The organism is Providencia sp. PROV272 (genome assembly GCF_049901975.1).
Lineage (GTDB): Bacteria > Pseudomonadota > Gammaproteobacteria > Enterobacterales > Enterobacteriaceae > Providencia > Providencia stuartii.
In genome coordinates this window covers 389,332-402,347 of the sequence record NZ_CP096291.1, presented here as the reverse complement: position 1 = coordinate 402,347, position 13,016 = coordinate 389,332, and the positions used below count along the sequence as shown (strand labels likewise).

At 38.1% G+C, this 13,016-nt stretch carries 11 protein-coding genes; 2 read left to right on the top strand and 9 right to left on the bottom strand.

Features of this window, described 5'->3' with window-relative positions; translation table 11 throughout:
* Nucleotides 1-6 precede the first annotated feature (6 nt).
* The 7 genes from M1E93_RS01725 to M1E93_RS01695 all read right to left on the bottom strand — a co-directional run bounded on the left by M1E93_RS01725 (nt 7) and on the right by M1E93_RS01695 (nt 6,398).
* A complete protein-coding gene (locus M1E93_RS01725) occupies nt 7-1,059 on the bottom strand; it encodes an isoaspartyl peptidase/L-asparaginase family protein (RefSeq protein WP_104873035.1) in 1,053 nt (350 codons plus the stop codon).
* A gap of 75 nt (nt 1,060-1,134) precedes the next feature.
* Nucleotides 1,135-1,902: a fimbrial biogenesis chaperone gene (locus tag M1E93_RS01720; protein WP_004926106.1), complete on the bottom strand. Its 768-nt coding sequence runs from the start codon at nt 1,900-1,902 to the stop codon at nt 1,135-1,137.
* A gap of 34 nt (nt 1,903-1,936) precedes the next feature.
* Nucleotides 1,937-3,199: a hypothetical protein gene (locus M1E93_RS01715; protein WP_231405887.1), complete on the bottom strand. Its 1,263-nt coding sequence runs from the start codon at nt 3,197-3,199 to the stop codon at nt 1,937-1,939.
* An 85-nt stretch (nt 3,200-3,284) separates the two neighbouring features.
* Complete coding sequence (locus M1E93_RS01710) at nt 3,285-4,232, bottom strand: IS30 family transposase (protein WP_140035165.1); 948 nt, start codon at nt 4,230-4,232, stop codon at nt 3,285-3,287.
* Nucleotides 4,233-4,460: 228 nt separating this feature from the next.
* Entirely contained in the window at nt 4,461-5,030 is a 570-nt protein-coding gene (locus M1E93_RS01705; protein WP_104873037.1) for a fimbrial protein, read from the bottom strand.
* Nucleotides 5,014-5,760 carry a fimbrial biogenesis chaperone gene (locus tag M1E93_RS01700; protein WP_004925930.1) on the bottom strand — a complete coding sequence of 249 codons (747 nt, stop codon included), beginning with the start codon at nt 5,758-5,760 and terminating at the stop codon, nt 5,014-5,016. The genes M1E93_RS01705 and M1E93_RS01700 overlap by 17 nt, the downstream gene beginning before the upstream one ends.
* An 80-nt stretch (nt 5,761-5,840) precedes the next feature.
* On the bottom strand, nt 5,841-6,398 hold the full coding sequence (locus M1E93_RS01695; protein ID WP_014656930.1) for a fimbrial protein: 558 nt from the start codon (nt 6,396-6,398) through the stop codon (nt 5,841-5,843).
* A 2,137-nt stretch (nt 6,399-8,535) separates the two neighbouring features.
* On the opposite strand from M1E93_RS01695, the gene zur reads away from it, so the two are divergent.
* Complete coding sequence (gene zur / locus M1E93_RS01690; RefSeq protein WP_004925923.1) at nt 8,536-9,051, top strand: zinc uptake transcriptional repressor Zur; 516 nt, start codon at nt 8,536-8,538, stop codon at nt 9,049-9,051.
* Between the two features lie 166 nt (nt 9,052-9,217).
* Here the strand turns inward: zur and lexA are convergent, their stop codons facing one another.
* Complete coding sequence (gene lexA, locus M1E93_RS01685; RefSeq protein WP_004925920.1) at nt 9,218-9,841, bottom strand: transcriptional repressor LexA; 624 nt, start codon at nt 9,839-9,841, stop codon at nt 9,218-9,220.
* A 136-nt stretch (nt 9,842-9,977) separates the two neighbouring features.
* Nucleotides 9,978-10,352 carry a diacylglycerol kinase gene (locus tag M1E93_RS01680; protein WP_004925918.1) on the bottom strand — a complete coding sequence of 125 codons (375 nt, stop codon included), beginning with the start codon at nt 10,350-10,352 and terminating at the stop codon, nt 9,978-9,980.
* 126 nt (nt 10,353-10,478) lie between these two features.
* Between M1E93_RS01680 and plsB the strand changes: the two genes are divergently transcribed.
* A complete protein-coding gene (plsB, locus tag M1E93_RS01675) occupies nt 10,479-12,947 on the top strand; it encodes a glycerol-3-phosphate 1-O-acyltransferase PlsB (protein ID WP_004925916.1) in 2,469 nt (822 codons plus the stop codon).
* The last annotated feature ends 69 nt before the right edge of the window (nt 12,948-13,016 follow it).

Below are 13,016 nucleotides of genomic sequence, written 5' to 3'. Positions count from 1 at the left end.
TAATAACTAAGGCCCAAATATGGCTACTTGTGGAATGCCATCCTGACCGATCGTTCCACGAAACATTCCCTTCGTATTGAATTGCATAACAAAATTACCTTTGCTATCTATCGCAATAATACCACCCGTACCACCCATATTTTTCACAGAGTTTAAAGTATTCATCACCGCTTCTGCTAACGGTGTATTACTGTATTTTATTTGTGCCACAACATCATAAGCGGCCACTCCACGAATAAAAACTTCACCTAACCCCGTGGTAGAAATTGCAACTGTATTATTATCAGCATATGTTCCTGCCCCAATAATAGGCGAATCCCCAATACGACCGTAATGCTTATTGGTGCTGCCACCTGTAGAGGTTGCCGCAGCAACATTTCCACGGCTATCTACAGCTACTGCACCTACCGTGCCATATTTATAATCATAAAGCAGAGGAGCTTCAAATAAGGCAGCATTTAGCCCTTTTTCTTGATCAATTTTATGGCTAATTTCTTTGACTTTTTTTAACTGTTCAAGTCTAGATTCAATAATAAAATAAGAAGGATCAACGAGTTCCAACCCCTCAGCTTTTGCAAATTGTTCTGCACCGGTACCACCCATCATAACATAAGGGCTTTTGGTCATAACTTTATAAGCCGCTATAATTGGATTTTTAATGTTAGAAACCCCAACGACGGCCCCCGCGGTATGGTCACGTCCATCCATAATGGAAGCATCCAGTTCTACTTTATTATCCGTAGTTAAAGATGCGCCTTTACCCGCGTTATATAATGGAGAATCCTCCATGATGATCACAGCGGCCTGTACAGCCTCAATACTGTCTCCACCTTTTGATAAAATTTCATACCCTGCTTGCAAAGCTTCTTTCAACTTTAATTCATGTTCTTTCTGTAATTGAGGTATAAGTGATTTTTCTGTTATATCACCAGCTCCTCCATGAATTAATAACCTAAAATTATTATTTTGTTGAGACATTGCAAAAGAAAATGGGAATAATAAAATAAAAAAACTCAGAAAAAGCGCTAGTATTTTATGTATATAGAATATTTTTTTCATTCGAAAACCGTGTAAACTAATTACCAAATATTACTCTTTCTGAGTTTTAGACCGGAAATAACTAAGATGAGTCGTTTATAACGTTGTTGTACGCTGTTCTAAAGGCATAGAAAACTCGTCCAGCACTCTCCAAGTTACTTTCGCGCCACTAGGAACAGATTTATTTTTCAGTTTAAACCTTTGCTCTCCTTTAGGAATCAATGGTTTAAATGTTTCATTTCTATCAATCTCAATAGAATTCACTGAAATATCTTCGAAAGTCATATATATAGGTGAATTATTTGTAACAATAAGTTCATTATTCTCCACCCTAAATTGTAATTTATCCAACTCTTCTTTAATTCTATAATATTCGAGCTGTTTTGGTCGGTAATATACTTTAAAATTCATCACGCGTACTACCGATAACTCAGAATTATGCTCGACATTATCACCCTCCTTTGGTACTTCAGAGGTTGGTATTGCTCTAAATTTAGCGATATATACAGACTCTCTGTCTTTGGGCATTTTTGACACATCACCAGCAAAGATAACTCGCCAATAATAGCGAGTTTTACCCTCTAATTTGTGTAATGGTGGCGTAATAATGAAAGGGATTTCTTCAGTATTACTATTCAATAAAGTAATGCCCGTATTCGTATCTAATGCTTCCATAGAGCCTTGGATCAGATAAGGGAGACTCTCTTTATTCCGTAAAGAAATAGAGATACTTTTATTACCTTCAACATAAGTACTCCGTATTAACTGAAAGCTAATACTATCCGGAATGTTACTATATGCAGATGTCATCGACAAAAAGAATAGAGCACCTAAAATAAATATTATCTTGCCTAGCTGTCTCATATTACTCTCTTAAACTATTAATGCTTAATATTGATCAAACCTTAGTATACACTAGCAATTCAACTCTTCCTTTGTACTTACCAGGTTTTACATCACGATTCTTACACATTAACCAACGTATGTTTAAGTTATCATTTTCAGCTTGCGCATTTTTGTTTAGTGGAATATCTGAATTATCAAACTTAATTAAATTTGATTGATTCGTTGCGTCGCAACTCAGCGCAGGGATATTACCACCATCAAAATATGGTGCCCCTATAACCCAAGGTTTTACTGTACTCTTCTCACCTGAATCAATTTGTTCTAATTCCAGCTTCGTTAATTTGTCACCTTTGGCTTCACCCATTCTCGGGATTGCAGACATATATAACGGATTCCCTTGCCCGCTACAGTTAAATGTTAACCGCGATTCTAATGGGATTGAATCAGCACGACCAAAAGTTTCGTGGAATACAGTACCACTTGCTGCACTTATACGACAAACTCGGGCTATTTTAACATTGGTAATAAAGCGAACCTTTATCTCCCCATCAGCTCTAAAACCTTTATGTCCTCCTAAGCTTACAAGTCTAAAGGCACTATTATCCATTATAAAGTCACCAGGAACCGCTTTTCCATTTAAATAGACTTCTAAAGGCTTAGCAATAGAAAACTGAACATGTTTGGTTCCACCATAGCCTATAGTTATTTTACCTGGTGGAATATAACATAAATTTAAACCTTTGGTATCTTTTCGGTCAACTGTGATAAGGTTTGCTATCGGTTCACCAAGAACACCCGAATATGATGTCTTTAACCCTTGAGTGCCGTTAGGTAAGTTTAAATTGATATCAACTTTAAAGCTAGGAACAACCCACGCGAATAAACCAGAAGCGTCTGTGTGTTTCATTTTAAAAGCAAATTTTTTACCCTGACCTAATACCGTATGTTCTGATGCATTAAAGGTCTCTGCTCTGCAACGACCTGAATAGTCAGAGATACCGACTATTGCGAACTCATCATCCCATTCTCTATTGTTAAGTGTTGAAGTGGTGTTCGGGAAATATTCAGGACGTTGGGTATAAATACCATACTCTGGAGGCCCCATCGTAATCGATGTCACCCCCATCATCCTTGCATCAAGTAGATGAGGTGTCCCCACAGGAACGTCATCATCTAGGTCAATCATACCATAGAGCTGTACAATCATTTGACCTGCCTGCATTGGACCTTCAGCATGCGCATTAGAAAAAAGCATCCCTATCGACATAGCTGATAAAGAAATCGCTTTCAAACATTTAGAAATACTTTTACTCATAACTGAACCTACCTTAACAAATATACAGTCAATCATTTATAATGCGCTAATTCATCTCAGGCGGATTCAAGTCCGAAGTGCAACGCTAAGCCGCCTTTCTTAGCTCCGCAAACACCACCGAAGGTTGTCTGAACCCCAGACACTTGCGTGGCCTGCTGTTCAACGCTCCCTGATAGCGTTGTAAGTCTTCTTCTGTCACTGTCCGCAGGTCTGTTCCTTTCGGGATAAACTGTCTTAACAACCCATTCGTATTCTCGTTCAGCCCACGCTCATGCGAGGCATACGGATGGGCAAAGTACGTATCTGCGTTCAGTGCTTCTGCTATCGCCTTGTGCTCACTAAACTCTAGACCGTTATCGAACGTTATTGTGTGACATACATCCTGATACTCACTCAGCAGTGAGATAATGGCCTTACTGACTTCCACCGCATCCTTTGAAAACACCTTTTTTGTCAGGTAAATACGGCTTTTGCGTTCTGCCAGTGTCACGATAGCACCAGTGCCCTGTTTACCCTGCACCAAATCGGCCTCCCAGTCCCCCAGACGGCTACGGTCATCGACGACTGACGGCCGTAGCTCAATGGATACCGCATCAGGGATGCGCCCTCGTTTCTGCCCGTAGCCCTTACGATATCGCCGTTTGCCCTGCCTAAGATGCCTGTACAACTCGCCACCGCTACGCTTATCCGCATAGATATACTGGTAAATCCATTCATGGCTGACGCTAAGACCAATAATGCTGCCAATTGCACTTATTTGCTCAGGACTCCACTTCCACTCCAGAGCAAATATCACGAAATCTATGGTCTGCTGAGGAATTGTCCTTTTGGCAGATGACAGCCGCCTATCACAGCACTTCTGGTGTGCCTGTTGTGGGTTATAACCAGTATCTGAAGTGTTACGCCTCAGTTCACGGGAGACCGTGGACTTGCTTACACCGATACGGATACCTATCTCATGGCAGGATAAATTATCCTCACGCAGTATCGATATCTGGTATCGTTGTCCTTCGGTTAGTTGCTGATACTTCATACTTACTCGCTCATCTTTGGTCGGAAGAGCAGGATAGCTTATCAGTAGCTAACCGTCCTTCCATCTAACATGACCGAGCGTTGCACTTATTATCTGAATTCGCGCATTAAATTCTATGTCTACCCCTTCTTTATCCTTTGCATTTGCATTTCCAAATAACATACACACGCCTAAAGTAACCGCAAATATAAGATTATTTCTCTTAAAATTCATTATAATAATTCCTTATTATGGTTGCTCTAACGTAATATCTATAGAGGAAAGCAACTCTCCAGGTTTTAAAGAACTTTCACCATCTAATTTAACCACACTAACTTCGAATAAATTTTCTGCTTTACCATTCCCTTTTATAGTAAAAGGTACATGTTCTGATTTTGAAAGTTCAACTATTTTGCAGCTGGACTCATCGTCTTTACAAGACCATAATACAAACGCTGCATTTGTTATATTATTAGTAGGATAGATTTTATTCATGCTATTAACTTCAGTACCACTGCCCGAAGTTATTTTCATCAGATATGGTACACCCGCATTTCCATTAGAAAAATCAAAGCTATCACATTCATAACCAAATAAAAATTGCTTCACATGCGTTTTATCTGTAACAGCTTCTTTTATTGTGTTGGTCTGTATCGGTAAATTGAAAGTAACATCTAATGTAGGAGAGACAACTTTACAAGAGCCTTTAATGATATTACCTTTAACTTCAAATTTAACTGCATTTGCAACGCTATTAAAACCCAATAAAAACGGTAACGCTAGGCAACCAAGTTTGATGTATTTAAAGTATTTGGCCATCATATTTCTCCTCGCCACCTAGATCATTAATTACAACCCATGTAGCTTGCTTATTATTCAAACCTCCACCGACTGTATAGCTATAAGAACTATATGGCGCAATCATGGTATTCTTTTTCTGTAGGCTTAAACTAACCTTTTTTCCACCAACCACTAATCTATTTAGATTTATGTAGTAAGGAGAGTTATTTTCAACTACTACACCTGATGGAGAGGATTTAATCACTAACTTCTTATATGCATCTTCTATTGATATAGGTAAATTATTAGGACGATAGAATAATTTTATAATATTATTATAGCCAATATTGATACCCGCACCTGTTGCTGGTCCATTAGTTGAGGGGATCATAGTGCCTGTAAAGTAAAAAACTGTTTCTCTATCTACTGGTAGGCTATGAGGCTGTATAAATATTCTAATATCTTGGCTTTTTTTACTATCAACTTTAACTAAAGGTGGATAAATTGCGAAAGGAACATTTTTACCACCGTTCTCTTGGGTTATAGCAAATTTAGCAAGATAGTTAATACTCGTATTATTTCTTGCACTAATAGAAATGCTTTCCTCTCCTTGAGAATAGACTAATCTTGTAGCATTTAACCCTACTCCACCATTCGCAAATGACTGCGCGGAAATAAATGGTAAAATAAAAACAAACAGTAAAATTAACAATCGCAGATTATCTATCGAAAAATTCAAATTTCTTTGTTTTAGTTTTATTGTTTGCATTATCTAAACCTACATTTTCCATCTTCAATAATAAGAGGCTGTAAATAGCCTCTTATGCCATTATCTAAACTTTATCAGTATTAGTTATAAGATACAGAGAAAGTAACTGGTACGTTTAATGTATCAGGAGCAACACCTACTTGAGTCAGTAAAAGTTTAGCCAATACAGGAATTGTAGTGCTACCGTTAACATCTACAGCGTTAGAGAATTTCAGCTCTGTGTCTACGTTTGGTTTGATATCTTTACCACCTGAAGATAATGCAACTGCTAAAGATTTAGCACCTGTGTTTGCAAAATACTCTGGGAATAGTGGAGATTCTTTACCTTCTGCATGAACGAAAATAGCTGCATCTTCTGCTGCTGCTTTAGAACAGTTAGTCAGGATCAGGTTGAAGTTTTTATCTGAACCTAATTGGTCTTTAACATTCTTACCATTAGTTTGGTCAAGAGTAAAAGTACCCCAATCAATTACAGAACCTTCCGCAGTTGAAGCTACATCACAAGAAGCCGCACGTAATTGAGCTTTGAAACGTACTTCAGTGCTTTTTTTACCTACTTCATCAGCAGCTAATGCTGAACCAGCTACCATTGAACTTGCTAATACTGCGATTGTTACTAGTTTCTTGTTGAATAACATTTTAAATACCTCTGTATTTATAACATGTAGTAGTGAAAGACATTGTTATTTAATGTTCAAATTTAAATTCGTTACATCCTTGTAAATCCAGTCCTAAAATTTTGAATATAAACTTGAATAATCAGCATTAGCCTATTTAGCTAACACCATTAGGGTTAAAAAAATCCTTTTAATCCCCTTTTTAAAGGCAAGTCAAAAAAATTGACTCTAAAAAAGGCACTACCCTTTCTACTTACATACTCAAAAACACATATTAAGTAGTCGTATTTTTACGGTTCTAGTGGCTCTTGAATTTAACTTATTGTTAGCTTTCAGCTATCCAGTAATAGACTCCTGAGCACCGCCTATAGTAAAAAATAAAAATACTATTCCTATAAAGGAAAGTGATGGCCAATATAGAAATAGCTATATGGATAAAATTTTCAACCTAGTTAATTAGTCATTTCATTAACTATTAACTAGACAAAGATAATAGCCAACATCAGGAACATATTTAATGTTAGGAGTTTTCTTATATTTGGAAGATATCAAAATCTTTATCTAATCGCGTTTTCTCTAAAAGCAAAACGTAGTAGCATAATTATCTTTTTCAATATGAAGAATATTTCCAAACATCCTCATCAACTGGTTCCAATATTACCGCAACAATATCTTTTGTCAAAAACACAACAAAAAAGCACTACAAACAAAATATAATATTTACAAACACCAAGACAAAAGAATAAACAACCACAAAAGCTAAAAAATCATATTTTTAGCCATCAAAATTGGATTAATTTATATTTATAAAAGGTAAATAATTTATAAAAATTTACATTTGTATCCATTTGTTTGAAATAATTTCATTACATATAAAACTATAAACAAGGAACGTGCTGAAATAAAATTCTATATTTTATAATTTAACAATACTTAACACTAGTTTACACACAAAAGAAGATAATTAAATCTATGTGGTTGAATTGTTGTAAGATAAGTCTTAATTGACATTCACCCTAAATGTAACAGTTCTTTACTTTTCGTGTCATCCGCTTTGAGTGTAATGATTACCCTTTGGTTTTATTTAGAATTTCACCAAATGGCTATTTTTTAATTAAACTTATGGCATTACTTTACTTAGATACAAAGATGTATCTCCACTCAAGAGAGTAATTTTTCAATAGCAATGCTCTATCTCTAATCGTTACCTTTAAAAAACCATGATAATCCTAAACATATCAACGCTGTTCTCCTATATAGATAGGGGAAACATGCCTCATATGCAGTCGCTTAGTAGTGAACGATGATATTCCTTTATCTAAGGGTGAAGTGAGAGAATATAAAGATATTCATCTATAAAGAAGAGATAGAAGTATTTCAAAGACTTCTCGCGGTATGAGTTTATAACTAGAAAAATAAAGTGATATGAAACTCAAGATTTATTTTTGATTATGTGGGTCACGGGCAGTGAAACAATATTCGCTAAATAAATACATTAGAATATATAACTAAGTAAATACTACTCTATTTATGCCTCTACTAATTTTTTATTACAAATTAATTATCCACTAATGAAGTTTATTGATATTGCAGACGACCTTTTAACTATTCATAAAAAGACACTCCCCATAATAGCCTAGTGATTGTTGCTTCTATTGACGAAAAAATACTTACAAAGTACCTTAAGTCACAAATTATCGCTTTATTTTAATTAAATAAGACATCTTAAATAGAATATTTAACCGCTATTGAGATACAAAAAACAAAATGCATAATTTTAAATTTTACACCTTAATTTTATAAGGTTAATGACCGTAGACGGTTATAGCATCCCAAAATCGGCAGTTTTGTGCCGTTTACCGATAAACATCGGTCTAACAGAAAAGCCTAGCCTAAAGCCTCACAATTACTGACGGTTAAGAAAAACGCCCAAACTGTGTTATGACAATTAACCTCAAGCGATACATTTAAAATGTAATATGACTCTATTTTTGTCCGATATTGCGGATTAAAATTTTCATTCTTGTTTTTGATAAATAACTATTTTTCTCTATGTTAGCCCTTTTGCTCTCTTCTTATTTCCATCTCTATCTGCAATGAAGTTATGGTAAACTTGTTTACAACAGCAATTTTCAGTTTTGATGTAAGGTCAATTACCATGAAAAAAATGAGTGAAGATAAACTGCTAGTGATGGCCGAAAAAATTTGCCAATCAAGAGGCGTTCGGCTCACACCGCAAAGAGAAACTGTTTTACGCCTGATTGCACAGCAACATGGCGCAATCAGTGCTTATGACTTATTAGATTTATTAAGAGAGGTAGAGCCTCAAGCAAAACCACCAACGATTTATAGAGGCTTAGAGTTCTTAATAGAGCAAGGGTTTATTCATAAAATAGAATCAACAAATAGTTATGTTATCTGTCACCATTTCGATAACCCGAGTCATATCTCAGTAATGTTGATTTGTGATCATTGCGGAAGTGTCACAGAGAGTGATTGCACAACAATTGAAACAGCAATTATGTCTCTTGCAAACAGCCACCAATTTCACCTGAGACACACTGTGGTAGAAAATCATGGATTATGTCATGAATGTTACGAACTCAGCACTTGCCAGGATCATGAACATTGTGAACACAACCATGAGCAACCGGTTATCACAAAGAAGAAATAAGAAGTGGCGTAGAATTACTGCTGATAGTAGGTACTTGCTGAGGGAGCACTTAAATAGAGTGGCAGACTTTTTATCTAATTTAATAACCTAGTGACAAACCTAGGTTGATATTAGAAAACAGTAAAATCTGCCAGCAATATTTTGAAGGGTGGTTATAAGACCAATATTAACACCAATCACCATTGCGAATCACACCTACCGCTAATCCTTCAATAGTGAAATTTTGTTGACGTAAATCGACAATAATAGGTGCAAACTCTGGGTTTTCGGCGATTAACTCAACGCGGTTACCTTGTTGCTTAAAGCGTTTTACCGTAACCTCATCTTCAATACGCGCCACAACCACTTGCCCATTACGGACATCTTGTGTTTTATGAACAGCTAACAGGTCACCATCCATAATCCCGATATCTTTCATCGACATCCCATTAACACGCAATAAAAAGTCAGCATGTGGTTTGAATAGCTCAGGATCAACCTGATAATGACTTTCAATATGCTCTTGCGCTAATAAAGGTTCGCCGGCAGCGACACGCCCAATTAAAGGTAGCCCCTGAATTTCAGGATCATTTTCTTCTTCAAGCAGTAAACGGATACCACGAGAAGCCCCTGAAACAATCTCTATCACCCCTTTACGAGCTAAGGCCTTAAGATGCTCTTCTGCCGCATTAGGCGAACGAAAACCAAGGCTTGCTGCTATTTCAGCACGTGTAGGTGGCATACCCGTCTGAGAAATGTGATCGCGCACCAGATCATAAACTTGCTGTTGTCTAGCGGTCAGTGCTTTCATTTCGTTCCCCTGTTTGTTTATACAGTCAGACTGTGAGTATATACAGGTAAATGAAGATTTGAAACACTTAAATCACTCGAATGCCATATTTGCCAGTAATCTCACCGATAATCGCTCTGTTTTCGATAATTTCTGACTAGCCAACGAAATAATGCTGCCACAATATCGTCGCCCAAATAACTAAAGCTAACCCAATCGTGATAAACACAGCCGCCGAGCCAATATCTTTCGCTCGTCCAGACAACTCATGATATTCACTTCCTACACGATCCACGACCGCCTCTATTGCACTGTTAATTAATTCTACGATAGCGACCAGTACAACAGAGCTAATCAATAATAATCGGTCGATATAGCTAACATCCAGCCACAACGCGATAATGACAGCAAGTATTGCCGCAACGGATTCTTGCCGAAATGCAGCCTCATTGACCCAAGCTGCTTTCAACCCTTTAAGGGAGTAACCCGCAGCCTTAATTACACGCGTAAATCCCTTAGTTTGGTTTGCCATATTTATTCCTCAAAATTACAAAACAATAATCATTTTTTGCGGTCAAAGTTAATTGTCAGTAACAGATTTGCCAGTTGATTTCTGGTATGCTTGCGAAGCATTGTTAACAAGAGGCTATAATCATTTATGTCACTATGGCGTAAAATATATTACAACACGTTGAATTTACCACTTAAATTACTGGTAAAGAGCAAACTCGTTCCAACGGACCCTATTTCAGAACTTGAATTGGACACCAGTCGGCCCACATTATATGTGCTGCCATATCATTCTAAATCTGACCTTTTAACATTACGTCACCAATGCTTATCTATCGGCCTACCTGATCCTTTGGTCGATAATGACATTAATGGCACTAAATTACCGGCTTACGTCTTTATTGATGATGGCCCTAGAGTATTTCGTTATTATTCTCCTAATCCACGTAAAGAATCGGTGAAGGTATTCCATGCCTACTTAGATTTGCATCGTAGTAATCCGAATCTTGATATCCAAATGCTACCGGCTTCTGTCATGTTCGGTCGCTCTCCTGGGCGTGAAGGGCATACACCGGCGCCGCCATTGCGTTTACTTAACGGTATTCAAAAGTTCTTTGCCATAATCTGGCTTGGGCGAGATAGCTTTGTTCGCTTTTCCCCTCCAGTGTCGATGGGCTTGATGGCGCAAGAACATGGCACAGATACTATTATTGCGAATAAACTTGCACGGGTCGCGCGTATTCACTATTCACGCCAACGCCTTGCTGCTGTTGGCCCTAAATTGCCTGTTCGCCAAGAGCTATTCAATAAGCTGCTAACCTCAAAAGCCATTGAAAAGGCGGTTGAAGACGAAGCCCGTAGCAAAAAAATTCCACTGAAGAAAGCTCAGCAAAATGCCGTCAATATGATGGAAGAAATTGCCGCTAACTTCTCTTATGAAGCGATACGTCTTACTGACCGAGTGTTAAGTTGGACTTGGAACCGCTTATATCAAGGGATCAACGTTCAGCATGCCGAGCGGGTTCGCCAATTGGCGCAAGATGGTCATGAAATCGTTTATGTGCCTTCTCATCGCAGCCACATGGATTACTTGCTGCTGTCATACGTTTTATATCATCAAGGCTTAGTTCCTCCTCATATCGCGGCAGGTATCAACTTGAATTTCTGGCCAGCGGGGCCTATTTTCCGTCACCTCGGCGCTTTCTTTATTCGTCGAACCTTTAAAGGTAATAAACTCTATTCAACCGTATTCCGTGAGTACCTCAGTGAATTATTTGCGCGGGGTTACTCTATTGAATATTTTGTTGAAGGTGGCCGCTCCCGTACAGGCCGTTTACTTCAGCCAAAAACAGGTACCTTGTCGATGACGCTACAAGCGATGCTACGTGGCGACTCTCGTCCTATTACGATCGTGCCCGTTTATATTGGCTATGAAAATGTTCTGGAAGTGGGAACCTATGCCAAAGAGCTACGTGGTGCTGAAAAAGAGAAAGAAGGCTTCTTTTCGATGGTTCGCGGCCTACGTAAATTACGTAACTTAGGCCAAGGCTATGTGAATTTTGGTCAGCCTATTTCACTCTCTCAATATCTCACAAAGCGTGTACCTGATTGGCGCGACTCGATTGACCCTATCGAACCTCAGCGCCCGAGTTGGTTAAACCCAATCGTCAGTGGGCTAGCAGATCACATTATGGTCAATATTAATAATGCTGCGGCAGCTAACGCTATTAACCTGTGCTCAACAGCATTACTTGCGTCGCGCCAACGTTCATTGACGCGTGAGCAACTTATTGAGCAAGTCGATTGTTACCTACAGTTATTGCGTAATGTTCCTTATACGGCTGATGCAACAACACCAAATAAAACAGCGGAGCAATTGTTAGAACATGCTTTGCAGATGGATAAGTTTGAAGTCGAAAAAGATAGTATGGGAGACATTATCATTCTTCCTCGTGAGAATGCCGTCCTCATGACTTATTATCGTAATAACATTCATCACTTATTGGTGTTGCCATCACTGATCTCGAGCATTGTGCTCCATCATGAAAGTATTAGCCGCCAAGATATCCACTATCAAGTAGGGCAAATTTACCCCTTCCTCAAAGCTGAACTGTTTATGCGTTTTGATAGTGGCTCTTTGGTTGAAGTCGTTGATACCTTAATTGATGAGCTAAATAACCAGAAATTAGTGTGCTTAAAAGAAGACGATATTGTCATTCTTAACCCACGTCGTATACGCCCATTACAGTTGCTCGCAGCAGGTGTTCGCGAAACCTTACAGCGCTATGCGATTACGCTTTCTTTACTCAATGCGAGTCCAGAAATTAGCCGTAATACATTAGAAAAGGAGAGCCGCATGCTAGCTCAGCGTCTTTCTGTGCTGCACGGTATTAACGCTCCTGAATTCTTCGATAAAGCGGTCTTTTCAATCTTAGTCGAAACGCTACGGGAAGAAGGCTACATTGATAATGATGAAAACGATATTTTCACGGCCAATGCGAAAAAACTCTATGCGGTTATTTCGCGTTTAATGTCGCCAGAAATTCGTTTGACTATCGAGAGCGTGAGTCAACCAGAGGAGCGCGCTACTGAGACAGAAAAATCAAAAGAAGACTAACTTTTAAGTCTAAAGAAACCAAAAGGGGGAATGCAATTCATGTTCCCCCTTATAAACAAAATCCCACGT